Source organism: Kocuria sp. MNB10, from assembly GCF_054073685.1.
Genome location: NZ_CM133411.1, coordinates 947,586 through 969,825, shown reverse-complemented (window position 1 = coordinate 969,825; position 22,240 = coordinate 947,586). Strand labels below are relative to the sequence as shown.

The window sequence follows — 22,240 nt, the reverse complement described above, 5'->3', positions numbered from 1 at the left end:
CCCCCATGCCGGATTCGGACGCGCCGCCCCTCTCGTCGCTTCGCCTGTATACCGCCACGGCCCTCGCGGCCTCCGGGTCGGTCATCGGCCGGTACTCTACCTCCTTCTCGCTGGCGTGCCGCACTCTGCCGCCCGCCGTGCGCCGGGACATCGCGGGGATCTACGCGCTTGTACGCGTCGCGGATGAGGTCGTGGACGGCACCGCGGGCGCCGCGGGCCTCGAAGCCGCCCGCGTGCGCACCGCCCTGGACGGGTACGAAGCGGCTGTGAACTCGGCCCTGGCCACGGGATTCGCCACGGACCTGGTGATCCACGGCTTCGCGGACGTCGCCCGCCGTCACGGTTTCGGGCGGGAGCTGACCGAACCGTTCTTCGCGTCCATGCGCGCCGACCTGGACGTGGCCGAGCACGACGGCGCGTCGCTCGAGTCGTACATCTACGGTTCCGCGGAGGTCGTGGGACTCATGTGCCTCGAGGTGTTCATGGACATGCCCGGCACACGGGCGGACACCCCTGAGCAGCGGGACATGCTGCGGGCCACGGCCCGGCGGCTGGGAGCGGCCTTCCAGAAGGTGAATTTCCTGCGTGACCTCGGGGCGGACCACGACCAGCTCGGTCGCACGTATTTCCCGGGCGCGGACCCCGCCCACTTGGACGAGACCCAGAAGGCGCAGCTGCTCGCGGACCTCAATGCGGATCTCGACGCCGCGATGCCCGGGATCCTGGCCCTGGACCGGCGCGCTCGCCGGGCAGTCCTGATTGCGCACGGACTGTTCGCGGAACTGTCCCGGCGGATCGAACGCGTCCCCGCGCGGGAACTGACCAGACAACGCATCAGCGTGCCCACCGCGGTGAAACTGCGGATCGCGGCGCGCTCCCTCTCGGATTCGGTGGTGACACGATGACACGGACGGTGGTGATCGGCGGCGGTTTCGCGGGCCTGGCCACGGCGGGGCTGCTCGCCCAGGACGGGCACCGCGTGACCCTTCTGGAACAACAGGACATCCTGGGTGGGCGCTCCGGGCGGTGGTCCGCGGAGGGCTTCTCGTTCGACACCGGCCCCAGCTGGTACCTCATGCCGGAGGTCATCGACCGGTGGTTCCGGCTCATGGGCTCCAGCGCCGCAGCAGAACTGGACCTGCGCACCCTGAGCCCGGGCTACCGCACGTTCTTCGAGGAGCACCTGGACGAGCCACCGACGGACGTGGTCAGCGGGCACGCGGAGGAACTGTTCGAGCAACTGGACCCGGGATCCTCCCGTGCGCTGCGCATGTACCTGGACTCCGGCGCGGAGGTCTACGAGCTCGCCAAGAAGTACTTTCTCTACACGGATTTCGCGCACCCCCGTGAGCTCATGACCCCGCAGGTGCTCAAGAACCTCCCGCGGCTCGGCACACTGCTGACCCGGTCCATGAAGGGCTACATCGACCAGCGGTTCACCGATCCGCGGGAACGCCAGATCCTGGGGTACCCCGCGGTGTTCCTGGGCGCCTCGCCCTCGAGTGCTCCGGCCATGTACCACCTCATGAGTCACCTCGATCTCACGGACGGAGTGCAGTACCCCGTGGGTGGGTTCAGCGCGCTCGTGGACGCGATGGCCGAGCTGGTGCGCGCGGCCGGGGTCGAGATCGTGACCGGGGCGACCGTCACGGGGATCGACGTCGAGCGGGCACCGCGCTCCGTGCGTTCCCAGGTGGCTGCCGCCCGTTCACGACGTCGCTCGGCCGGCTCCGTGCGCGGCGTACGTTACCGTGCGACGTCATCGGCCTCGAATGCGCCGCGGACGGCGGCCGACGGTGCGGAGACCACCGTGCCCGCCGATCTCGTGGTGGGTGCCACGGACCTGCACCACATCCAGACCAGGTTGCTGCCCGAACGGTACCGGGCCCCGGAATCGCGGTGGAAGCGCCGGGACCCGGGGCCGTCCGGGGTGCTCGTGTGCCTGGGCGTGCGGGGGAAATTGCCGCAATTGGCCCACCACAACCTGCTGTTCACGGCGGACTGGGACGACAACTTCGCGCGCATCGGTACCGGGCGGGAGCTCGCGGAGAAGACCTCGATCTACGTGTCCATGACGTCGGCCACGGACCCCGCCACTGCGCCCGAGGGGGACGAGAACCTCTTCATCCTGGTGCCCGCACCGGCCGTCCCCGAGTGGGGTCGCGGCGGGATCAGCACGCCGGAACGCCACGAACCGGGTTCGGAACAGGTCGAGCGGGTCGCGGACGCGGCCGTGGCGCAACTGGCCCGCTGGGCGAAGATCCCGGATCTCGAGTCCCGGGTCGTGGTGCGGCGCACGTACGGGCCGGGGGACTTCGTCGCCCAGTTCAACGCGTGGCGCGGTTCCCTCCTGGGCCCCGGTCACACGCTCGGCCAGTCCGCGATGCTGCGCCCCGGTGTGACCGATCCCGGGATCCGGGGCCTGTTCTACGCGGGGTCCTCGGTGCGCCCGGGGATCGGCGTGCCCATGTGCTTGATCTCATCCCAGGTGGTGTGGGACGCCATCCGCGAGGACAGCGGGGTGTCCTGATGTATTTGCTCATGCTGCTCGTGTTCCTGGGGTGCTACGCGCTGATCGACCGGCGGTGGAACCTCTACTTCTGGTCGGGGCACAAACTGCGGGCGTGGCTCGTGCTCGTCGTGGGGGTCCTGTTCTTCCTCGCGTGGGACGTTGTGGGGATCGTCAACGGGCTGTTCTGGCACGGCGAGAACTCGCTGACCCTGGGGATCTTGGTGGCCCCCGAACTGCCCCTCGAAGAGGTCTTCTTCCTGGCATTCCTGTGCTACCAGACCATGATCTACGTGCTCGGGGCACCCGTGCTGTGGCGGTGGCTGCGCGACCGGCGGGGCACCGCGGCGGCGTCGTCCGAACTGCGAGGAGGTCACGGAGCGTGACGTACTGGAGCGTGAACTTCATCTTCTTGGGCATCTCGGCGGTGGTGCTGCTCGTGGCCGTGCTCGTGCGGCGGCCGCGGGGGCTGTTCTGGGGATCCCTGGTGGCGTCCTTCGTGCTGCTCGGGGTGCTCACCGCGATCTTCGACAACCTCATGATCGCCGCCGGGATCATGACCTACACGGAGCACAACATCTCCGGCGTGCAGATCGGACTGGCCCCGCTCGAGGACTTCGCGTACCCGTTCGCGGGGGTGCTCCTGCTGCCGGCGCTGTGGTTGTTGCTCGGTGGTGCCCGCCAAGAACGCGGTGCCCGTGAAGAACGTCGTGCCGGCGACGGACGCGGGTCGCACGACGGACGCGGCGCTCGCGGTGCCCGAACGCCGGAGGCTGAGGAAAGGGGAGTCCGTGCTGAGTAAGCTCTTCTGGGCCTCGCGCCCCCTGAGCTGGGTGAACACCGCGTACCCGTTCACCGCGGCGGTGCTGTTGACCGGGGGCATCCCGTGGTGGCTCGTGGTGCTCGGCACGGTGTTCTTCCTGGTGCCCTACAACCTGGCCATGTACGGCATCAACGACGTCTTCGACTACGAGTCCGATCTGCGCAATCCCCGCAAGGGCGGTGTGGAGGGTGCTGTGGTGGACCGTGCCGCGCAGCGCCCCGTGTTGCTGGCCTCGTGCCTGGTCCCGGTGCCTTTCGTCCTGGTGCTCCTGGGGTACGCGGTGGCCACGGGCAACTGGGTGTCCATCGCGGTGCTCGCGGTCTCGCTGTTCGCCGTGGTGGCGTACTCGTGGGCCGGGCTGCGGTTCAAGGAACGCCCGTTCGTGGACGCGATGACGAGTGCCACCCACTTCGTCTCGCCCGCGGTCTACGGCCTGACGCTGGCGGGCGCCACGTTCACACCGGGACTGTGGGCGCTGCTCATCGGGTTCTTCCTGTGGGGCATGGCCTCCCAGATGTTCGGCGCGGTCCAGGACGTGGTCCCGGACCGGGAGGGCGGACTCGCGTCCGTGGCCACGGTGCTCGGGGCCCGGCCCACCGTGTGGGTGGCCGCGCTGCTGTACGCCCTGGCGGGCGGGCTCATGGTGTTCACCGAGTGGCCAGGCCAGCTCGCCGCACTGCTCGCGGTGCCGTACCTGCTCAACGTGCTGCGCTTCAGCGGTGTCACGGACACCGATTCCGGGCGGGCCAACGCGGGGTGGAAGACCTTCCTGTGGTTGAACTACCTCACCGGTTTCCTGGTGACCATGCTGCTCATCTGGTGGGCCGCGGTGCGCCCGGTCTGACCCCGGCCGGTCGCTCGACGCCGCTCGTCCCCTCCCGGGGGCGGGCGGCGTCGTCGTTCTCGTCCTGATCCGATCCGTGAACCCTTGACCGCCTCGCCGGTTATGTGGTTCATTAGTAGAGTAATGAACCAAGGAGCTGGAAGTTCTCCATGACACCCAAACAAGACGGTCGCCCGATCTTCATGGTCCTGGCCGATCAGATCGCGGACGACATCCTCCAGGGCAACTACCCGGTGGATTCCGCGGTGCCATCCACCAACGAACTCGCCGCGTTCTACCGCATCAACCCCGCGACGGCGGGGAAAGCGCTGGGACGCTTGGTGGATCAGGGAGTCCTGGAGCGGCGTCGTGGGATCGGGACGTTCGTGGCCGCGGATGGCCCGGACATCCTGCGAGCGCAGCGCCGGGAGGCGTTCCATGAAGACTTCATCCAACCCGCCGTGGCCGAGGCCCGAAGGCTCGGACTCACACTCGACGACATGGTCGCACTCATCAGAAAGGTCTCGCCATGATTTCTCCCGTACGACACACGGATCACCGCGAGAGCGCGCCGGGGCAGGGGATCCGGATCAGGAACTTGAACAAGTCCTTCGGCAAGAAGCACGTGCTGCGGGACATCACCGTGGATTTCGCGCCCGATCGGGTGCACGGGCTGCTCGGGGCCAACGGCGTGGGTAAGACCACGCTGATGTCCGTGATCCTCAATCACACGTTCCGCAGCTCCGGTGAGGTGCTGATCGACGGTGAGGATCCGCGGGAGAACGCGCGGTTGCTCGAACGCACGTGCTTCGTCCACGAGGACCAGAAGTTCCACGACGACGACACCCCGGCCTCCCTGCTGCGCATCCTGCCCACGTTCTACCCCACGTGGGACACCGACCTGGCCGAGCGCCTGGCGCCCCGGTTCAAGCTGCCGATGAGCACGCGCACCACCAAGCTCTCCCGCGGGCAGCGCAGCGCGCTGGCGATCGTCATCTCGCTGGCCGCGCGGGCGCCGTACACCTTCATGGACGAGCCGTACCTGGGGCTCGACCCCGGGCACCGAGCCCTGTTCTACGAGGAGTTCGCCCGCGCCATGGCCGAACACCCGCGCACCGTGATCCTCTCCACGCACCTGATCGACGAGGTGTCCGACCTGCTCGAGAACGTGGTCATGATCGAGGACGGCCGGGTCACAGTGGACGCGGACATCGACGACGCCCGGGACAGCGCGTTCGTGCTGCGCGGACTCGAACCCGTGGTCCGGGACGTCGTGGGCGCTCGCAGGGTCCTGCGCGAGTACCGACTCGGCAACATCCTCTCCGTCACCGTGGACGGCACCGCGACCGCCGAGGACCGGCGCCGCGCGGACGCCGCCAATGTCTCGGTGGAACCCGTCACCTTGCAGGAACTCGTGGCCGCGCGGGGCATGCGCGGCACCGACGACGCAGAAATGAGTGTGTGATGCAGTACGCCCGCCGGAACCTCGCGCTGTACCTGACCAACCGACTCAACTCCTTCGTGGTGGCCCCGGCCATCCTGGTCCTGGTCGCGATCCTCACGGTCGTGATCGGGCTGATCATCGGCATCCGCACCGGTCTGCCCCTACCGCAGCCGGTCCAGGACGGATTCCAAGCCAACCTGGCCGTGTTCTGGGCCCTCCCGGGCTTCCTGATCTCCCACGGCGCGCTGACCGCCAACCGGGGTTTCGCCGGCGCGCTCGCGTTCGGCAGCACCCGCCGGAACTTCTGGGCGGGCACGGCCATGGGTTTCATGATCACGTCCCTGGTGGTCGCGGCCGTGGGTCTCGTGATTCTGGCCGCGGAGGCCGCGACCGGGTTCGGGCTGGGGATCAGTTTCCTCACCATTCACGCCCTGGGTGACGGCAACCCCCTGATCGTGGCCGTGACATTGTTCCTGCTGAGTCTCATGAGCCTCTTCGCGGGCATGAGTTTCGGCGGGATCTACCGCGCGGCCGGGGTGATCTGGACCGTGATCTCGATCGTGGCCGTGGTGCTCGTGGCACTGGGTCTGCTCGCCGCGATCGTGGCCTGGCCGGACTTGTGGTTGGACCTCGCGAGCGAGCTCGGACGGTGGGGCATCCCGCTCGGCCTCGTGGTCGTCACGCTGATCGCCGGTCTCGCGAGCCGCGCGGTGGTGCGGTACGCGGAGATCTGAGCTCCCGGTACGACGCCGCTCGCTCCCTTCCCGGGGGTGGGCGACGTCGTCGTGTGCGGGCCGTGTCGTGCGGGCGGTGCGTGGACTGCATCCCTGACATCACCCGCTCCCGGGCCCACCCCACCTGACATCATGGCCCCATGAGCCGATCGACATTCACCACGCACACCGCCCACGTCAACGACACCGAGCTGGCCTACACGGACGAGGGCCGGGGCGAGTCCGTCGTGCTGCTGCACGGCCACGCGTACGACCGCTCCATGTGGGACGGGCAGGTCACGACTCTCGCGGAGCAGGGTTGGCGCGTGATCGCCCCGGACCTGCGCGGGTTCGGCGAGTCCCAGGTCACCGAGGGGATCGTGTACACCGAGGAGTTCGCCGCGGACATCGTCGCGCTGCTGGATGAGCTCGGCCTGGAGACCGTGATCCTGTTGGGCTTCTCGATGTCCGGGCAGGTGGCCATGCAGATCACCGCGTCGTACCCCGAACGGGTGAGCGCGCTGATCATCAACGACACGGTGCCCACGTCCGAGGACGCGGCGGGGCGGCGGCGTCGTCATGTGGCGGCGGACGGGATCGTGCGGGACGGCATGGAGACCTACGCGCAGAACGTGCTGTCCAAGATGATCGCGGAGGAGAACGTGGAGCGGCTGCCGGAGGTCGCCGAGCGCGTGCGTGAGATGATCCGGACCGCCCCGCTCGAGGGCTCCACCGCGGCCATGCGCGGGCGCGCCGAACGCAACGACTTCACCGAGACGCTGCGCGCGTGGGAGAAGCCCGCGCTCGTGATCGTGGGGGACTCGGACGCGTTCGACAACGGCGCGGGCCAGGTCATGAGCGAGCTGCTGGGCCACGGTGAGCTCGCGGTGGTCCCCGCGAGCGGGCACACGCCCAACATGGAGAACCCCTCGGAGTACGACGCCGCTCTGGGTGCCTTCCTCTCGCGCCTCCTCTGATCGGGCGGCTTGCGGGTGCCGCTCACGGGCGGAATGGCGGGCGAACATCTGAGTCCCGATAATGCCTCGGAATCGCGATCCGGGCGCTTTATCGGGGCATGGATGTGCCCGGGGATGCCCGGCGCTCAGCTCCAGTTGTCGGCGAGCAACTCCATGGCTGTGAGGACGTCCGGTTGGCGCGTAGCGGTGGGGGAGATCATCAGCTCGTCCGCATCAGCGTGTTCTGCGAACCGGTGCAGGTAGTCCACCACGGTGTCCGGGGTGCCCGCGCCGGTGTAACTGAGCATGTGCAGGATCTGGGCGGCAGCGGGGGAGGCCATGACCATGTCCATCTCCTCGTCCGTGAACTCCCGGCCGCGGCCCACCATGGCCCTAACCCGGGAGCGCTGGGTCGCTTCCAACTGACGGGCGGCCTCCTGCGCGTCCTCGGAAATGATCACGTTCACCGCGGCGATCACGTACGGCTCCGCGAGCTGTTCGGACGGCTGGAACTGGGACCGGTACGCGGCCACGGCGTCCACGAGGGCGTCCGGCGCGAAGTGCGATGCGAACGCATAGGGCAGCCCGTAGGCCGCGGCCAGCTGGGCCCCGAACAGGGACGAGCCCAGGATGGTCAGCGGCACGTCGGTCCCCGCACCCGGCATCGCCTGCACGCCCGGGATGAGTGAGTTGCCGGTCAGGTAGCCCCGCAGTTCCTTGACGTCCTGGGGGAAGCTCTCGGCGGATTCGGGGGAACGACGCAGTGCGCGCAGCGTGCGCGGATCCGTCCCCGGGGCGCGGCCGAGCCCCAGGTCGATCCGGCCGGGATGCAGCTCCGCGAGGGTGCCGAACTGTTCCGCGATCGTGAGCGGGGAGTGATTGGGCAGCATGACGCCGCCCGAACCGAGCCGGATGCGTTCCGTGTGCGCGGCCACGTGGGCGATCAACACTGCCGGTGCGGAGGACGCGATCGTGGGCATGTTGTGGTGCTCCGCGTACCAGACCCGCGTGTATCCCAACCGCTCCGCGTGCCGGGCAAGGGTCACGGAATCCGCGAAACTCTCACCCACCGATTGGTTCTCGCGCACGGTGGCGAAGTCGATGACCGATAGGGGCAGTGCCATGAATGAAACCCTTTCCAGAGAAAACTTGCTGTAGGAATAACGGGCTCACGGGGCCCGATATTCCGCGGGCCGCTGCTCTCCCGGGTGTGCTGAACGGGTTGCCCGGGGTGGGAGGGGATGAGCGGGGGAGCGGGATGAGGGAGCGCCTACCGGCAGACTCGGGGCCACCACCGGACCCGGACTTGCCGGTTCAGTTCTCGGGGCGCCCTGCTCGGATCGCCCCAGCCGGCGCCTGGCGGCGCGCGTTGTGGGTGTCGGGGGTCGGTCATAGGCTCACGGGCATGGCCGAGTACGAGGTCACCGAGCTGTTCACCGTCCCCCGCGAGCCCACCGTGCTCGCGCCCGGGGCCGTGCACGTTCCCGATTGGCTCCCCGTCGCCCGGCAGCACGATCTCGTGGCCGCGTGCCGTGACTGGGTGCGCTCGGCCCCCATGCGTCACCAGGTGATGCCGGGCGGCGGTCGGATGTCCGTGCAGTCGGTCATGCTCGGCGCGAATCGGACCCCCTACCGCTACGGGGCCACCGGGGGAGCGGAGGTCGCGGCCCTGCCGGACTGGCTCGTGGACCTGGGTGCGCGGGCCGTGGCGGACGCGTACGGGGTGGTGGACGCGGGAGATGTGGGCGTCCCCGAAGTCGAGGACGTCGTCCGCGGTTTCGTCCCCGACTCCGCGCTGGTCAACTACTACGACGGCGCCGCGCACATGGGGATGCACCAGGACAAGGACGAGTTCTCGGCGGCGCCCATCGTGTCCCTGTCCCTGGGGGACACATGCACGTTCCGCTTCGGCAACACCGAGACCCGCACGGCTCCGTACCGGGACGTGGAACTGCGCTCGGGGGACCTGTTCGTGTTCGGCGGACCCTCCCGGTACGCGTTCCACGGCGTGCCCAAAGTGTTCCCCGGCACGGGTGGCCTGCACCTGGGGTTGAAGAACGGCGGGCGGTTGAACATCACGCTACGCATGACGGGTGGACACCGGCGAGCGCGCTGACGTGCTGAGAGCGACCCCGTCTGTCGGCAGACGGGGTCGGGCGCCCCGCTCGAACGCGAGGGTCTGCGCGCGGCTCGGCCACGAGAACCGGTGCCCCGCTCGGACCCGGGGCCGCGACGGGCGCGATGACACACTGGGGTCATGCAGAACGAGACCCTGGATCCCAGCCCCACGGACGTGCAGGTGGAGCGCTATCGCACCCTGGCCGCCGATCACGCGGTGGGGGTGGGCGTGGTGTGCTCGCGCTACCGGGGCAAGGACCACGCGATCACCGTCACGGCGTTCGCGGACGTCTCCTACGATCCGCCCACCATGCTCGTGTGCCTGTACGACATGGGGCGGATGTGCGAGGCCGTGGAGGGCTCCGGATCCTGGGCCCTGTCCCTGCTGAACGCGGATCAGCGCTCCGTGGCGAATTGGCTCGCGAGTCCGGGCAACCCCGTGGACGGACTGCTGGACACCGTCCCGTTCCACCGCACCGAGCGCACGGGGACGCCTGTGATCGACGGGTGCCTGAGCTGGTTCGAGCTGGACACCGTGTCCACCCACACCGCGGCAACCCACCTGGTGGTCGTGGGGCGTGTCACGGCCATGGGCCGAGGGGTGGACGCGGGTGCCGCGGACCGTCCCCTGATCCATTTCGCGAGGGAGTACAAGAGCATCGGGTGATCCCGGCCGCGGGTGGGCGTACGGTGAGAAGTGGGGGATCGCTCGTCGCACGGTGCGCAGTGGTGGTGTCCCCCCAATGTGACGTCTCATTGCGCCGTGTGGCCCAGAATGTGGACTACGAAATCATGTGTTGGACATGAGATGCCTGGCAGGATTTAGCCTGTCCGGATAACGGCGGCCGGACCGCCGATCCGGGAACACAGCCGTGTGAGAGGACCCACCATGCCGGACCGCGTCAGCCAGAACACCTCAGCAGATCCCGAGACCCCCGACCCCGGCCAGGGGTTGGACGGTGTCCCGGCATCCGGGGGTGAGGCAGAACGGGTCGCCGCACATGCCGTGGACCTCGTGGCCCCCACGGAGGCGCTGCACAGCGATCCGCGCCTGACGGAAGGGTTCAAGTCCGCGTTCGGTCAGCATCCCGCGGGCATCGCGATCATCACGGTCGCCGGGCCGGAAGGCCCCGTGGGCCTCACGGCGTCCTCCGTCTCCTCCATCTCCGCCGACCCCCCGATCCTCGGCTTCTCGCTGCAGGCCAAGCGCGGTTCAGCGGCCGTCGTGGCAACGGCCGATTCCTTCGTGGTGCATTTCCTGGATTCGGACAACGTGGAACTCGCACGATCCTTCGCCATTTCGGGTGCACCCCGTTTCGGGGACGACATGGAGTGGACCACGCTGTCCACAGGCGAGCCCCGCTTGCTCGGGGTGCGCCGCGTGCTGAGGGCCATCCCGCTCGCGCGGATCAAGGCCGGGCCGGCGCTCGTGTTCAATGCCGCCGTCGTGGAGGTCCTGGGTGAAGAGGGCTCGGGCAGCCCGCTTGTGTACCACCAGCGGCAGTTCCACGGCCTCAGCGACAGCTCGGTGCTGGACCTGCACCTCTGACGGGCGGGCCTTCGCCGTGCCGTGTGTGACGCTGTTCACCCAAAGTTTTCTCCAGAATAGGTTGACGCATCAAACAGCGGGTCGTAAATTAGTTTCCGAAGCAACCAATTGGGCCGTCCGACGACGGCCCGCCCGATGCCAAGGAGAAACGAATGACCACGCTCGAAGGTATGACCCCCGGAACCTGGACCCTGGACCCCGCCCACACGGAGGTCGCGTTCTCCGTCCGCCACGCCGGTATCTCCAAGGTGCGCGGTGTGTTCAGCGACGTCTCCGGTGAACTCAACGTGGCCGAGGACGCTTCCCAGTCCAACGGCCAGGTGGCCGTGGGGATGAACTCCGTGGACACCAAGAACGAGACCCGCGACAACCACGTGCGCTCGGCCGAGTTCTTCGACGTGGAGAACCACCCGCAGATGACCTACAAGATCACCGGCCTGGAGCTCAACGACGGTGAGGGCACCGTGACCGGCGAGCTCACCCTGCGTGGCGTGACCAAGCCCGTGAAGCTGGACGCCGAGTTCAACGGCGTGGCCGTGGACGCCTTCGGCACCACCCGCGCGGGCTTCACCGCCTCCACCTCGATCTCCCGCAAGGAGTTCAACGTGACCTGGAACGCCGCTCTCGAGGCCGGCGGGGTCATGGTCTCCGACAAGGTGCGCATCGACCTGGACGTGGAGTTCACCGCTCCGGAGTCCACCAACTGAACGACTCGCACCTGAGCATCTCGCGCCCGAGCGACTCGCTCCCCGCGTGAACAGTGCCCCACCGGTTGTACGACCGATGGGGCACTTGCGTTCCGCGGGGCAGGAGCGCGGCTAGCGCAACGACTGCACGATGAAGTAGATCAGCGGCACGAGCACGAGTCCCACGAGCGCGATGCGCCGCACCCGCACCTCCATACGCGCGGGGTTGATCCGGTACCCCTCGCGGCGGGTTTCGTTCGCGCCTCGGCGCGACGACGCCTCGGACAGGGGCCCCGGAGCGGCGTCGTCGTCCGGGAAGTTCCGATCGGGGGGCCCGGCGCCCCGCCCGTCATCGGGCGACGGGGGGTGAGGGGAAGTGTTCACGAGGCCTCCTGCGGGGCGCGAGTGCGGATCGGTGGCAGGGTCAACGCCATCTGGTGGTCATGATGAGCCCCGCCAGCATGAACCCGAGCCCGATCACCAGATTCCACACGCTGATCCCGGGGATGGGCACCATGCCTTGGAACAGGTAGTAGGTGATGATCCACAACAGCCCTAGGATCATCAACCCGATCATGACCACCTTGTACCACAGCGGCGTGGGCTGGTAGTCGGTGGACCGGCGCTCGCGCTTCTCCGCCTTGGCGGCCTTCGCCGCACGACGTCGCTCGTCCCGCTGCAGCTTCTTGCGCGCCGCGGGCGTCTCCGCGTCCTCGCTCGTATCGGACGTGCCGACGCCCGGCTCGTCGGTGGACCCGGCCTCGCCGGACGCGTCCGCTCCGGACGTACCGGCCCGGGCCCCCTTCATGCCGGATTCGTTCGCTACAGCGGTCCCGGAAGCGGACACGGATGCCGCGGCCGCCCGCTTCTTCCCTGCCCGGCCCTTACCGACGGACGTCGTCTTGCCAGCGGGCACAGCCGGGTCACCGGACGCATCCCCGGTACCGGGCGCAGCGGCGTCGTCGGCGAGACCGTGGTCGGTCGCCGCATCCTTGGTGGAGACGGCCGAGGACCCGGATTTGCGCGCGGCAGAACGCTCGAAGGACGCGGCGGCGCTGTTGCGGGGAAGGATCTCCGCCGCGAGGGCGGCGAGTTCGCGGTCCCGTTCCGTGAGGGCGAAGTCCTGTGTGTCGTCCTGCGACTTACGGGATCGACCGAAGCGCTTCTTGGGCTCAGACACTGGCGTTCTTTCCTCCTGCTGCGTGGGCACCACGTCCGGGCGTGGCCCGGGGGTGGGTTCGCGGCCGTGGCGGCCCGCGGGTGCGGCGGGGACCGGTTCCTGCCGCGAGATCGGCGTTCAGTCTATCCGCCCGAGCGGGCGTAGACTGGCGCGAGTTCTGTCAATTGGTGAACGCGCAGGAGTTCTTGAGTGTCTGTGAAGATTCTCGTCGTGGATAACTACGACAGCTTTGTCTACACCTTGGTGGGGTATCTGCAGCAATTGGGGGCCCAGACGACCGTGGTGCGCAACGACGACCTGGACGTCGCCGCGGCCACCGCTCTCGCCGGTGAACACCAGGGTGTCCTGCTGTCCCCCGGCCCCGGTGCCCCCGCGGAGGCCGGCGTGTGCGCGGACCTGATCCGCTGGGCGGAGCACACCAGGACACCGTTGCTCGGCGTGTGCCTGGGCCACCAGGCGCTCGGTGAGGTCTACGGCGCTCGCGTGGGCCACGCCCAACAGCTCATGCACGGCAAGACGTCCCAGTTGGTGCACCACGGGGACAGCGTCTTCGCCTCGGTCCCGTCGCCGTTCACCGCGACCCGGTACCACTCGCTCGCCGTGGCCGCGGACACCGTCCCGGACTGCCTCAAGGTCACCGCGACCACCGACGACGGGCAGGTGGTCATGGGTCTCAAGCACCGCTCCGCCCCGCTGCACGGTGTGCAGTTCCACCCCGAGTCCGTGCTCACGGAGGGTGGCTACCTCATGCTCGGCAACTGGCTCGAGGAAGTGGGCCAGCACGGTGCCGCCGCGGCGGCCGCGGGGTTGTCCCCGCTCATGACCGCCTGAGAACCAGTTCCGTCAGAGGCACCCGGACCGCACACTCCGTCGGAGCGAGGTCCGTCGAAACAAGGCCCCGCACAGTAAGGCCCGGCCGATCTCAGCCGTCGCCCCCGCGGGATGCGGTGGGGCGACTCGTGGGCTGGGGCTGCGTGGGTTGCGGTGCGGCATCCGTGGGTTCGGCGGGAGTCGTGGGTTCCGCCGTGGGCTCGTCCTCGTTCGTCGGGGACGGGGTGGGGCTCGGCGTGGGCGTCACCTTCCGGGCCACCGTGAGCGTGATCGTGGACCCCTGGCTCACGGAGGACCCCGCGGGAGCGGACTGCCGCAGCACCGTGCCAGCCTCAGCATCCTCGGTCTCGCGGATCTCCACGTCGTAGTTGAGTCGCACGTCGTCCGCCCGCAAGGCCTGTTCGGCCTCCGCGCGGCTGCGGCCGACGACGTCCGGGACCGTGACCTTGCCCGTGGACACCTGCAGTTTGACCGCGCTGTCCCGGGCCACCGAGGCGCCCTGTCCGGGATCGGTCGAGAGCACCACGTTGTGGGGCGCGGTGGCGCTGTTGACCGTGCTGACCGGGCCCGCCGTGAGGCCGGCCTGCTGCAGGGACTGGCGGGCGTAGTCCAAGGATTGGCCCACGAGATCGTTGGGCACGGTCACGTTCTCGGGCCCCTCGGAGACCACGACGGCCACCGAGGACCCCTGGTCCACCTGGGTCCCCGCGGCGGGGCTCATGCTGATCACGTGCTTGTCCGGCACGCTGTCACTGTGCTGCGTGGTGAACGTGGGGTTCAGCCCCGCGTCCCGCAGGGTGTTCTCCGCCGTGGTGCTGTCCATCCCCGTGACCTGGGGGACGCTCACCTGCGCGACCTGTTCGACCTGCTGGTCCTGCCACCACCGCACGCCCAGCACGGTTCCGCCGACCAGCAGCGCGAGCACGAGCAGCAGCACCACGGGCACGACCCACAGGGGCCTGCGACGGCGCTGTTCGTACGGCGCGGAGGCGGACGCGGGGGCGGCGACGGGCGCTGGGTCGTCGGCCGCGGCGTCGTCGTCGAACCCGCCGTACTGTGCGGAGACGGTGGGCTCGGCATCCTCGCTGCGCCCCGCGGCGGTCACGGCGGCGGCCGGGGCACCGGCACCCACCGCGGGCAGGGTCTTGGTGTGGGAATCGACGGTGTGGGTGACGTCGATGGGCTGTGTGGCCCCGAGATTGCCGGGCAGTTGCCCGCCCAGTTCACGCAGGGCCCGGCGCATCTGTCCGGCGTCCGCGAACCGGTCCCGCGGGTCCTTGGCGAGGGCGCGCTCCATGAACCGGTCCACGGCGGGCGGCAACTGCGGGTTCACCGCCGACGGCGCGGGCGGCGCGTCCCGAACGTGCTGCGCGGCGATCGCCACGGAGGATTCCCCCACGAACGGCGCGCGCCCGGTCAGCAACTCGAAGAGCACGCACGCGGCGGAGTACAGGTCCGAACGGGGATCCACCGCGGCCCCGCTGGCCTGTTCGGGGGAAAGGTACTGTGCGGTGCCGAGCACGGCCTGGGACTGGGTCAGCGCGGCCTGCGTGTCCTCCACGGCACGCGCGATCCCGAAGTCCATGACCTTGACGCTGCCGTCCGGGGTGACCTTGACGTTGGCGGGTTTGATGTCCCGGTGCACGATCCCCGCGCGGTGGCTGAAGGACAGGGCGTCCATGATGCCGAGCATGTACTCGATGGCCTGTTCCGGAGTGACCCCCGGCCCGTGCATGAGTTCCCGCAGTGTGCGCCCGGGGACGTATTCCATGACGATGTAGGGGCGCAGGACACCGTCCGGGCCCTGGGGGCGGATTTCCCCGGTGTCGTAGATGGCCACGATCGAGTGGTGGTTGAGGGACGCCACGGCGTGGGCCTCGCGCTGGAACCGCTCGTGGAACGTCTCATCCGCGGCCAGTTCCGGACGCAGGATCTTGATGGCCACGCGGCGGCCCAGGCGAACGTCCTGTCCCACGTGCACCGTGGCCATGCCACCGCGGCCGATGACCTCACCGACCTCGTACCGGTCGTTGATCAGATCCGGCAGTCCCGACGTCCCCATGCGTGTCAGCCGCCCGCGCCGCTGCCGGGAGCGCTCGGAGCCGCGAGCGCCCCGTCACCGGTGCCCTGCACGGGGTTGGACTGCCCGGATCCTGCCTCGGAGCGGGCGCTCTGATCCGTGGTCCCCTGGGCACCGGTGTCCGCCTGGGTGTTCGCCCCGTTCTGGCCGGTCTCCCCGGCGCCGTTGGTGGCTCCGTTACCGGCCCCGCCGTTGTCCGCGCCGTCGCCGTTACCGGCGCCGTTGCCCCCGCCGTTGGTGGGAGCGGTCTGTTGCGGTGCCTGGGTGTTCTGGTTCTGCTCGGGCTGTTGCTGCGGTGACTGCGTGGCACCGGTGCCCCCGGTCCCGGCCCCCGGGGTCGTCTGGGCACCCGGGGTCCACGCGACGTACATCACCACGGTGGAACCGACTTTCACCCGCGAACCGGCCGCGGGTTCCACGGAGACCACGGTGTTCTCCGCCTGACCCGTGCCCTGCTGCAGCCGCTTGTCCACGTTCACGCCCATGGCGGTGATCTCGGAGGCGACCTGGTCCGCGTCGCGGCCCACCATGTTGGCGGGCAACACCACGGTGTTCGCGGTGGGGCTCACGGTGGAGGACGTGACGGTGCCCGGTGCGGGGGAGCCGGAATCGTCCCGCGAGGAGAAGAAGTACACCCCGGCCACGGCCAGGGCCACCAGAAGTGCGAGCAGCGGCAACAACCACGCCCACACGGACGTCTTGCGCCGCTCACCCTGCGGGGTGGAACCGCGCTGCGAGCTCGGTGGCCGGTTCACGGCGTCGAACTGTGCGGTAGAGGGGTGGGCGCTGTACTTGGGGTCCGGCTGGGCCGCGGCCGCGGCCGAACCGGTCACTCCCGCGGCGGCCGTCCCGGACATGGGCCGGGTGCTCGGTCCCGAGACCGGTGCGATGGCCTCGGTGGGTTGCTCGTCGGAGAAGTCCTGGGACAGGAATGGCTGCATCCCCGGGACCATCGTGACCGCGGCCGTGACGTCCCCGCGGCGCAGCGCATCCACGGCGTTGGCGAGCTTGCCCGCGTTCTCCGGGCGTTCCTCCGGGTCCTTGGCGAGCATGGACATGATGAGGGCGCGCACCGGGTCCGGGATGGAGTCCGGCAGCGCGGGAGGGTTGTCGTTGACCTGGGCCAGGGCGATCGCGATCTGGGATTCCCCCGTGAAGGGGCGCCGGCCGGCGAGCAGTTCGTAGCCGATGATCCCCAGGGAGTAGATGTCCGAGGAGCCCGTGGCGGTCTGACCGGTGGCCTGCTCGGGGGCCAGGTACTGGGCCGTGCCCATGACCTGGCCGGTGGCCGTGAGCGGCACCTGGTCCGCCAGCCGGGCGATGCCGAAGTCGGTGACCTTGACGCGGTTGTCCGGGGTGATGATCAGGTTGCCGGGCTTCACGTCCCGGTGCACGAGCCCTTGCGCGTGCGCGGCGGCCAGGGCGCGGGCGGTCTGGCCGATGTAGTTCAAGACCGTGTCCGGGTCCAACGACTTCTGCCGGTCGATGATGTTGGACAGCGGTTCGCCGGGCACGAGTTCCATGACCAGGAACGCGGAGCCCTCGTCCTCGCCGTAGTCGAAGACGTTGGCCACACCCGGGTGGTTGAGCAGGGCGGTGTGACGGGCCTCCGCCCGGAAACGCTGCAGGAACGTGGGATCCCCGTTGTACTCGTCCTTGAGGATCTTCACCGCGACGATCCGACCCAGGACCTGATCCTTGGCCTTCCACACCTCGCCCATGCCGCCGATGGCAATTCGTTCCGTCAGGGCGTAACGGCCGCCCAGGGTGGTGTTCGACGATGGTCTCACTTGTTCAACACCGCCTCGAAGAGTTGCCGGGCACTGGGGCTGGTCAGGGAAGACCCTGTGGTGACGTCCACGTCCTCGACCACCACGGCCACCGCCAACTGGGGGTCGTCGGCGGGCGCGAATCCAGTGAACCACGAATCGTTCAATCCGTCCCTGCCGATCTCCGCCGTGCCGGTCTTCCCGGCCACCTGCACGCCGGGCACGGCCGCGCCGGACGCGATGCCGTTACTGACCACGGAGGTCATCAGGTCCTTGACGGTGCCCGCGGTCTCCGCGTCCGTGGAGCGGCGCAGCTGCTCGGCCTGGAACTGGTCGATCACGGACAGGTCCGAGGAGCGCACGGTCTTGATGAGGCTGGGACGCATCATCACACCGTCGTTGGCTATAGCCGCGGAGGCCATGGCCACCTGCAGCGGGGTGGTGCGGACGTCGTACTGTCCGATCGAGGACAGGGCGAGCTGGGCCTGGTTCATGTCCTCGGGGAACACGGACGGGGTGACCTGCAGCGGGATGTCCAGGTTCTGGCCGTAGCCGAAGTTCTGCGCGGTCTGGCGGATCTTGTCCTGGCCCAGGTCCATGGCGATGTGCGCGAACGGGGTGTTGCAGGACTGCTCGAGCGCGAAGCGCAGGTCCACCTGGGAGCGCGCGGCACACCCGCCCTGGCGGTAGTTGGGCAGGCTAACTGTCGTGTCCGGGAGCGGGAGCTCGTTGGGGTTCGGCAGCGTGGTGTCGGTCGTGTACTTTCCGGACTCCAGCGCGGCCACGGTGTCGATGATCTTGAACGTGGAACCGGGGGAGTACAGGTCCCCGCTGATCGCGCGGTTCACGAGCGGCTTGTCCGGGTCCGCGTTCAGGGACTGGGCTGCGGCGACCACCTGGTTCGTGTCGTGCGAGGACAGGGCGTTCGCGTCGTAGCTCTTGCGGGAGACCATGGCCTTGATCTCGCCGGTCTTGGGGTCCACGGCCACGATGGAGCCGTTGTGACCCTCCAGTGCGTTGTACGCGATGCGCTGCAGCTCGGGGTCCAGGGTCAGCTCCACCGAGGCGCCCTTGGGTTGGTTCCCGGAGAACAGGGACACCACGCGGTCGTAGAACTGGTCGTCGGACGCGCCCGAGAGCTGGTCACCCATGGCGGATTCGAGTCCCGTGGCCCCGTAGACCAGGGAGAAGTACCCGGTGAGGTTCGCGTACAGGGGGGAGTCCGAATAGACGCGCTGGTGCGCGAAGTCGCCGTCCGCGGGCACGGAGCGAGCGATCTCCTTCCCGCCCACGAGGATCGAGCCGCGGTCCCGGCCGAACTGTTCATACAGCGTGCGGTTGTTCCACGGGTTGGCCTGGAGGGCGTTGGCCGCGAAGAACTGCACGTACGTCAGTGTCAGTAGTAGCACCACCATGATGGCCACGGCCATGAGCCACATGCGCCGGATCGCCTTGTTCACCGGGTCCCCCCTTCCTGATCGTGCGCGTTGCCGCCGGATGCGCCGCGTTCACCGGACGACGACGCCGCGTCACCTTCGGTGCGGTCGCTCCGGGAGGCGCGCGTGGCGCCGTAGCCGGCGGAACCGCTCGAGCGATGCGTGATCCGCGAGATCGCCTCGGTCGCGGATGCCGATTCCGCCGCGCCCGGGGACGCCGCGGCGTCGTGGGATACGGACGTGGTCCGCGACAGCGACGGGGTGGGCTCCGTGGCCGGCTCCCGGCCCGGGGCGGCATCGGCGCCGTCGGTGCGGGTGCGCTCATCGTCGCGGCGTTCCTCGCGGGCGCGGAGGCGGCGCTCGAAGGTCGCGAGGTCCTCGTCCGTGGCGGGACCGGTGACCACGGGGCGCCGCGCGCTGTGGGAGATGGCCAGCAGGATCGCCACGATGATCCAGTTGGACAGCAGGGACGACCCACCGGCGGACATGAACGGGGTGGTCAGACCGGTCAGCGGCAGCAACCGCGTGACACCGCCGATCACCACGAGCAACTGCAGCACCATGAGCGAGGACAGGCCCGCGGCCAACAGCTTGCCGAACGCATCACGGGTACCCAGGGCCGCGCGCAACCCGCGGGTCGCGAAGAGCAGGAACATCACCAGGATCGCGCCGAGCCCGATCAGCCCGAGCTCCTCACCGAACGCCGTGATGATCATGTCCGAATTGGAATAGGAGACCAGGTCCGGGCGCCCCTGGCCCAGGCCCTGACCGAACAGTCCGCCGGAGGCCAGACCGAACAGTCCCTGCACGATCTGCGCCGAGCCACCGGGGGAGCGGTTGTAGACGTCCGGGTTGAAGGCGTCCAGCCACGCGTCCAGGCGCAGGGCCACGTGGGAGAACATGCGGCTCGCGGCGAAACCTCCCACGGCCATGAGCAGCACGCCCAACACGATCCAGCCCAGGCGTCCCGTGGCCAGGTAGACCATGGCCAGGAACAGGCCGAAGAACATGATGGCGGTACCCATGTCCTTCTGCAGCACCAGCACGCCGATCGCGATCACCCACGCCGCGAGCATGGGGGCGATGTCCCGGAACCGCGGCAGGCGCACGGGGCCGATCTTGCGCCCAGCCAGCAGGATCAGGTCCCGGTTGGTCGAGAGGTAGCCCGCGAAGAAGATGGCCAGCGTGATCTTGGCGATCTCACCGGGCTGGAACGTGCGCCCGGCCACCGAGATCCACAGTCGGGCGCCGTTGATCTCCACGCCGAGGCCCGGGATCATGGGCAGCAGCAGGAGCACGGCGGAGAGCAGCAACATGATGTACGTGACGTTGCGCAGTCGCCGGTGGTCCTTGAGCAACCACAGCACCACGCAGCACGCGAGCATGGCCACGCCGGTCCACACCACCTGGGTGTTGGCGGCACTCTGGTTGGTGGACAGGTCGATGCGGTGGATCATCGCCAGCCCGAGCCCGTTGAGCGCCACGGCCAGCGGGAGCAGGTAGGGGTCCGCGTAGCGCGCCCGGATCCACAGCACCACGTGCACCAGCAGGGCGCCCACGCCCAGCACGGTACCGCTCATGATGATGTGGCGGGGATCCGCTTGGGCGCGTTCGGGATCCACCAGGATGTTGGCGCTCACGCCGATCGCCAGGGCCACGAGCAGCAACAGTAACTCGGTGATCCGCCGCGGCCTGGGGCGCACGGGAGCCTCTGTGCCGCGCTCGGGCGCGGCGTTCACGGTCGAACTCATCGGTTCTCACCCCCGGGGGACGTGCGCGGGGTGGCCGAGCCACTCGGCGACGCGCTCGCGGACGGGTTCGGTGTGGGGGTCGTGACCGTCACCCGGCCCGTGGGGCGGGGTTCGGGTCCGCGCGAGGACTCCAGGTCCGCGACGATCTGTTCGGCCTCCTCGCGGCTGCCCGCGGGGATCGTGGCGCGCACGCGGTCCTGCGCGTACTGGGACAGGGAGTCCACGGGGATCTCGGTGGTCGCGCTCAACTCGCTCAGCGAAATGGGACCCAGGGACTGCGAGACCCCCTGGAACACGGCCACGTGACCCCGGTCCTCACCCACGTAGTACTGGGACGAGGTCCACGCGCGCGCACCCCACCCGCCGAGCAGCAGGGCGAGGGCGAGCACGACGACGCCCACGATCCACGCCGCACGACGGCGTTTGGTCCCGCGCGCGGGGTCGTCACCCTTGCGACGCAACAGGCTGCGTACCTCGGCGGGATCGGTGGTCACGTCCAGCGTGGAGGTCGCGAGCATCGTGGCGCGGCGCTGGATCGCCGAGTCCGAGACGGTAGGGATGCGCCCCGTCTGGGTCGCGTTCGCCGCGGCACCCACGAGCAGGTGGGGACGCTCGGCCAGGTCCCGGCGCAGCACGGAGGCCGAGGACTGGGTGGGCTGCGATGTGGTGTGGGGGTAGCCGGGTTCGCGGTAGTCGGTGCCGCCGCCGGCCACGGGGGAGTCCATGGGTCCGTCCCAATGCTCCACCTCGGACTCGCTCATGAGTTGCTCGTCCGACGTGCGGGACTGATCCGGTACGGCCCCCTGGCTCTCCCCGGTCATGGGGTGGGCCTCGCTGCCCTGGGGGATCTCGTCCACCTGCACCACAACCACGGTCACGTTGTCCGGGGCCCCGCGGTCCAGGGTCAGTTCCACGAGAGAGTTCACGATCTGGTTCAGATCCCCCGTGGAGCGCATCACGTTCTCGATGGTCTGAGCGTTCACCACCGCGTTGAGGCCGTCGGAGCACAGCAACCAGCGCTCACCCACGGCCGGGCGCACGGTGCGCACCTCGAGTTCGGGGGAGGCGTCCACGTCACCGAGCACCCGCATGAGCACGTTCTTGTGGGGGTGGGTCTCGGCCTCCTCGGGCTGCAACCGGCCTTCGTCGATCAGCCGCTGGACGAACGTGTGGTCGGTAGTGACCTGCTCGAAACCCTCGGCCTCGGACAACCGGTACGCGCGGGAGTCCCCGATGTGCGCCACGCAGATCACGTCCCCGTCGATCAGCAGGGACGTCACGGTGGTGCCCATCCCGCCCAACCGTGGATTGGACTGTACGAGTTTCGCGAGGTTCTGGTTGGCGTTCTGGATCTCGTCCGCGAGCACGGTCTCGGCGTCGCCGTCGTAGCCGCCGTGGTCCAGGTGGGTCAGGTCGATCACCGCGGAGGCCGAGGCGACGTCACCCCCCACGTGACCACCCATCCCGTCCGCGACGACGGCCAGGTAGCGGCCGGCGTAGGCGGAGTCGTCGTTCTTGGAACGGGCCCGGCCCACGTCGGAGCGAGCAGCATATCGGAAAGCAATGGGCATG

At 69.2% G+C, this 22,240-nt stretch carries 22 protein-coding genes; 14 read left to right on the top strand and 8 right to left on the bottom strand.

Going from position 1 to position 22,240, the window contains the following annotated elements; all coding sequences use genetic code 11:
* The first annotated feature begins 5 nt into the window (after positions 1-5).
* The 9 genes from ACW9PK_RS04285 (at position 6) to ACW9PK_RS04245 (ending at position 7,289) form a co-directional block, all read left to right on the top strand.
* On the top strand, positions 6-905 hold the full coding sequence (locus tag ACW9PK_RS04285) for a phytoene/squalene synthase family protein (protein ID WP_098053666.1): 900 nt from the start codon (positions 6-8) through the stop codon (positions 903-905).
* On the top strand, positions 902-2,530 hold the full coding sequence (crtI, locus tag ACW9PK_RS04280) for a phytoene desaturase family protein (protein WP_368844680.1): 1,629 nt from the start codon (positions 902-904) through the stop codon (positions 2,528-2,530). The genes ACW9PK_RS04285 and crtI overlap by 4 nt, the downstream gene beginning before the upstream one ends.
* Complete coding sequence (locus ACW9PK_RS04275) at positions 2,530-2,895, top strand: lycopene cyclase domain-containing protein (protein ID WP_085106586.1); 366 nt, start codon at positions 2,530-2,532, stop codon at positions 2,893-2,895. The genes crtI and ACW9PK_RS04275 overlap by 1 nt, the downstream gene beginning before the upstream one ends.
* Positions 2,892-3,311, top strand: a complete 420-nt coding sequence (locus ACW9PK_RS04270; RefSeq protein WP_085106585.1) for a lycopene cyclase domain-containing protein — start codon at positions 2,892-2,894, stop codon at positions 3,309-3,311. The genes ACW9PK_RS04275 and ACW9PK_RS04270 overlap by 4 nt, the downstream gene beginning before the upstream one ends.
* Positions 3,301-4,176, top strand: a complete 876-nt coding sequence (locus ACW9PK_RS04265) for a prenyltransferase (protein WP_239321628.1) — start codon at positions 3,301-3,303, stop codon at positions 4,174-4,176. Before ACW9PK_RS04270 ends, ACW9PK_RS04265 begins: the two co-directional genes overlap by 11 nt.
* Positions 4,177-4,325: 149 nt before the next feature.
* Positions 4,326-4,688 (top strand): GntR family transcriptional regulator, encoded by a 363-nt coding sequence (locus ACW9PK_RS04260; RefSeq protein ID WP_098053664.1) that lies wholly within the window; start codon positions 4,326-4,328, stop codon positions 4,686-4,688.
* Positions 4,685-5,620 carry an ATP-binding cassette domain-containing protein gene (locus tag ACW9PK_RS04255; RefSeq protein WP_457016687.1) on the top strand — a complete coding sequence of 312 codons (936 nt, stop codon included), beginning with the start codon at positions 4,685-4,687 and terminating at the stop codon, positions 5,618-5,620. Before ACW9PK_RS04260 ends, ACW9PK_RS04255 begins: the two co-directional genes overlap by 4 nt.
* A complete protein-coding gene (locus ACW9PK_RS04250; RefSeq protein WP_131333649.1) occupies positions 5,620-6,333 on the top strand; it encodes a hypothetical protein in 714 nt (237 codons plus the stop codon). Before ACW9PK_RS04255 ends, ACW9PK_RS04250 begins: the two co-directional genes overlap by 1 nt.
* A 140-nt stretch (positions 6,334-6,473) precedes the next feature.
* The gene (locus tag ACW9PK_RS04245; protein WP_457016685.1) at positions 6,474-7,289 is read left to right on the top strand and encodes an alpha/beta fold hydrolase; all 816 of its coding nucleotides are present in this window, start codon (positions 6,474-6,476) and stop codon (positions 7,287-7,289) included.
* 125 nt (positions 7,290-7,414) lie between these two features.
* Here the strand turns inward: ACW9PK_RS04245 and ACW9PK_RS04240 are convergent, their stop codons facing one another.
* Entirely contained in the window at positions 7,415-8,392 is a 978-nt protein-coding gene (locus tag ACW9PK_RS04240) for an LLM class flavin-dependent oxidoreductase (RefSeq protein ID WP_457016683.1), read from the bottom strand.
* A gap of 281 nt (positions 8,393-8,673) precedes the next feature.
* Between ACW9PK_RS04240 and ACW9PK_RS04235 the strand changes: the two genes are divergently transcribed.
* The 4 genes from ACW9PK_RS04235 to ACW9PK_RS04220 all read left to right on the top strand — a co-directional run bounded on the left by ACW9PK_RS04235 (position 8,674) and on the right by ACW9PK_RS04220 (position 11,642).
* Positions 8,674-9,384 carry an alpha-ketoglutarate-dependent dioxygenase AlkB family protein gene (locus tag ACW9PK_RS04235; RefSeq protein ID WP_064845637.1) on the top strand — a complete coding sequence of 237 codons (711 nt, stop codon included), beginning with the start codon at positions 8,674-8,676 and terminating at the stop codon, positions 9,382-9,384.
* Between the two features lie 141 nt (positions 9,385-9,525).
* Positions 9,526-10,053: a flavin reductase family protein gene (locus tag ACW9PK_RS04230; RefSeq protein ID WP_144998569.1), complete on the top strand. Its 528-nt coding sequence runs from the start codon at positions 9,526-9,528 to the stop codon at positions 10,051-10,053.
* Positions 10,054-10,275: 222 nt separating this feature from the next.
* A complete protein-coding gene (locus ACW9PK_RS04225) occupies positions 10,276-10,935 on the top strand; it encodes a flavin reductase family protein (protein ID WP_368814856.1) in 660 nt (219 codons plus the stop codon).
* 152 nt (positions 10,936-11,087) lie between these two features.
* Entirely contained in the window at positions 11,088-11,642 is a 555-nt protein-coding gene (locus tag ACW9PK_RS04220; protein WP_085106579.1) for a YceI family protein, read from the top strand.
* 111 nt (positions 11,643-11,753) lie between these two features.
* Here the strand turns inward: ACW9PK_RS04220 and ACW9PK_RS04215 are convergent, their stop codons facing one another.
* Positions 11,754-12,005: a hypothetical protein gene (locus ACW9PK_RS04215; protein ID WP_098053657.1), complete on the bottom strand. Its 252-nt coding sequence runs from the start codon at positions 12,003-12,005 to the stop codon at positions 11,754-11,756.
* 40 nt (positions 12,006-12,045) lie between these two features.
* On the bottom strand, positions 12,046-12,801 hold the full coding sequence (locus tag ACW9PK_RS04210) for a cell division protein CrgA (RefSeq protein WP_368835763.1): 756 nt from the start codon (positions 12,799-12,801) through the stop codon (positions 12,046-12,048).
* A 189-nt stretch (positions 12,802-12,990) separates the two neighbouring features.
* On the opposite strand from ACW9PK_RS04210, the gene ACW9PK_RS04205 reads away from it, so the two are divergent.
* Positions 12,991-13,632, top strand: coding sequence for an anthranilate synthase component II (locus ACW9PK_RS04205; protein ID WP_457016678.1), 642 nt, complete (start codon positions 12,991-12,993; stop codon positions 13,630-13,632).
* A 91-nt stretch (positions 13,633-13,723) separates the two neighbouring features.
* Here ACW9PK_RS04205 and pknB read toward each other — a convergent pair whose 3' ends face one another.
* From pknB to ACW9PK_RS04180, 5 genes are read right to left on the bottom strand one after another with little or no spacing between them, the layout of a single operon-like run.
* Positions 13,724-15,694: a Stk1 family PASTA domain-containing Ser/Thr kinase gene (gene pknB, locus ACW9PK_RS04200; RefSeq protein WP_368844675.1), complete on the bottom strand. Its 1,971-nt coding sequence runs from the start codon at positions 15,692-15,694 to the stop codon at positions 13,724-13,726.
* A gap of 5 nt (positions 15,695-15,699) precedes the next feature.
* Positions 15,700-17,502 carry a protein kinase domain-containing protein gene (locus ACW9PK_RS04195; RefSeq protein WP_368835766.1) on the bottom strand — a complete coding sequence of 601 codons (1,803 nt, stop codon included), beginning with the start codon at positions 17,500-17,502 and terminating at the stop codon, positions 15,700-15,702.
* Positions 17,499-18,941, bottom strand: a complete 1,443-nt coding sequence (locus ACW9PK_RS04190; RefSeq protein ID WP_085106574.1) for a peptidoglycan D,D-transpeptidase FtsI family protein — start codon at positions 18,939-18,941, stop codon at positions 17,499-17,501. Before ACW9PK_RS04190 ends, ACW9PK_RS04195 begins: the two co-directional genes overlap by 4 nt.
* Positions 18,938-20,668, bottom strand: a complete 1,731-nt coding sequence (locus ACW9PK_RS04185; protein WP_457016675.1) for an FtsW/RodA/SpoVE family cell cycle protein — start codon at positions 20,666-20,668, stop codon at positions 18,938-18,940. The genes ACW9PK_RS04190 and ACW9PK_RS04185 overlap by 4 nt, the downstream gene beginning before the upstream one ends.
* Complete coding sequence (locus ACW9PK_RS04180; protein WP_368844672.1) at positions 20,665-22,239, bottom strand: PP2C family serine/threonine-protein phosphatase; 1,575 nt, start codon at positions 22,237-22,239, stop codon at positions 20,665-20,667. Before ACW9PK_RS04180 ends, ACW9PK_RS04185 begins: the two co-directional genes overlap by 4 nt.
* Position 22,240 lies beyond the last annotated feature (1 nt).

Excerpts from the sequence above, each read along its gene's own strand:
- ACW9PK_RS04285 (WP_098053666.1), top strand. The coding sequence starts at position 6 with ATGCCGGATTCGGACGCGCCGCCCCTCTCGTCGCTTCGCCTGTATACC.
- crtI (WP_368844680.1), top strand. The coding sequence starts at position 902 with ATGACACGGACGGTGGTGATCGGCGGCGGTTTCGCGGGCCTGGCCACG.
- ACW9PK_RS04275 (WP_085106586.1), top strand. The coding sequence starts at position 2,530 with ATGTATTTGCTCATGCTGCTCGTGTTCCTGGGGTGCTACGCGCTGATC.
- ACW9PK_RS04260 (WP_098053664.1), top strand. The coding sequence starts at position 4,326 with ATGACACCCAAACAAGACGGTCGCCCGATCTTCATGGTCCTGGCCGAT.
- ACW9PK_RS04255 (WP_457016687.1), top strand. The coding sequence starts at position 4,685 with ATGATTTCTCCCGTACGACACACGGATCACCGCGAGAGCGCGCCGGGG.
- ACW9PK_RS04250 (WP_131333649.1), top strand. The coding sequence starts at position 5,620 with ATGCAGTACGCCCGCCGGAACCTCGCGCTGTACCTGACCAACCGACTC.
- ACW9PK_RS04245 (WP_457016685.1), top strand. The coding sequence starts at position 6,474 with ATGAGCCGATCGACATTCACCACGCACACCGCCCACGTCAACGACACC.
- ACW9PK_RS04240 (WP_457016683.1), bottom strand. The coding sequence starts at position 8,392 with ATGGCACTGCCCCTATCGGTCATCGACTTCGCCACCGTGCGCGAGAAC.
- ACW9PK_RS04235 (WP_064845637.1), top strand. The coding sequence starts at position 8,674 with ATGGCCGAGTACGAGGTCACCGAGCTGTTCACCGTCCCCCGCGAGCCC.
- ACW9PK_RS04230 (WP_144998569.1), top strand. The coding sequence starts at position 9,526 with ATGCAGAACGAGACCCTGGATCCCAGCCCCACGGACGTGCAGGTGGAG.
- ACW9PK_RS04225 (WP_368814856.1), top strand. The coding sequence starts at position 10,276 with ATGCCGGACCGCGTCAGCCAGAACACCTCAGCAGATCCCGAGACCCCC.
- ACW9PK_RS04220 (WP_085106579.1), top strand. The coding sequence starts at position 11,088 with ATGACCACGCTCGAAGGTATGACCCCCGGAACCTGGACCCTGGACCCC.
- pknB (WP_368844675.1), bottom strand. The coding sequence starts at position 15,694 with ATGGGGACGTCGGGACTGCCGGATCTGATCAACGACCGGTACGAGGTC.
- ACW9PK_RS04185 (WP_457016675.1), bottom strand. The coding sequence starts at position 20,668 with ATGAGTTCGACCGTGAACGCCGCGCCCGAGCGCGGCACAGAGGCTCCC.
- ACW9PK_RS04180 (WP_368844672.1), bottom strand. The coding sequence starts at position 22,239 with ATGCCCATTGCTTTCCGATATGCTGCTCGCTCCGACGTGGGCCGGGCC.